The organism is Photobacterium aphoticum (assembly GCF_001029435.1).
Taxonomy (GTDB): Bacteria; Pseudomonadota; Gammaproteobacteria; order Enterobacterales; family Vibrionaceae; genus Photobacterium; species Photobacterium aphoticum.
Map to the genome: position 1 here is coordinate 1 of NZ_LDOV01000068.1, position 685 is coordinate 685.

At 54.5% G+C, this 685-nt stretch carries 1 protein-coding gene; it reads left to right on the plus strand.

Going from position 1 to position 685, the window contains the following annotated elements:
- Nucleotides 1-685: hypothetical protein (locus tag ABT58_RS24235; RefSeq protein ID WP_047876769.1), on the plus strand; the 685-nt coding region annotated here is incomplete at both ends.

The following is a 685-nucleotide window of genomic DNA, read 5'->3' on the forward strand; positions in this document are numbered from 1 at the left end:
CGGTGCAGGTAACGTGATTCTTGAGCGCGAAGTGACGCAGGATGATCTGGATAACGGCATCTTTGTCGAAGTGTCACCGCATGGTGATCGCGTGGATGTGACCGCGCAAGTGACGGACCCTGCGGGCAATAAGTCTCCAGAAGCGACTGATAGCGCATTGGTAGATACTGATGCAGCATCAGCCCCAACGGTTGAGTTGCAAGGCGATACTAGCGGTGACGGTGTATACAACAGTGATGAGTTGGGTGCTGACGGCACTGTAACCGCCAAAGTGACTCTGGCGGCGGATACAGCTATTGGCGATACCATCACAGTGACAGACGGTGCAGGTAACGTCATTCTCGAGCGCGAAGTGACGCAGGATGATCTGGATAACGGCATCTTTGTCGAAGTGTCACCGCATGGTGATCGCGTGGATGTCACGGCACAAGTGACAGACCCTGCGGGTAATAAGTCTCCAGAAGCCAGCGATAGCGCATTGGTGGATCTAGAAGGTGCTTCAGCGCCAACGGTTGAGCTGCAAGGTGATACCAGCGGTGACGGTGTGTACAACAGTGATGAACTGGGTGCTGACGGCACTGTGACCGCCAAAGTGACCTTGGCTGTAGATACTGCAGTGGGCGATACCATCACAGTGACAGACGGTGCAGGTAACGTCATTCTTGAGCGTGAAGTGACGCAGGAT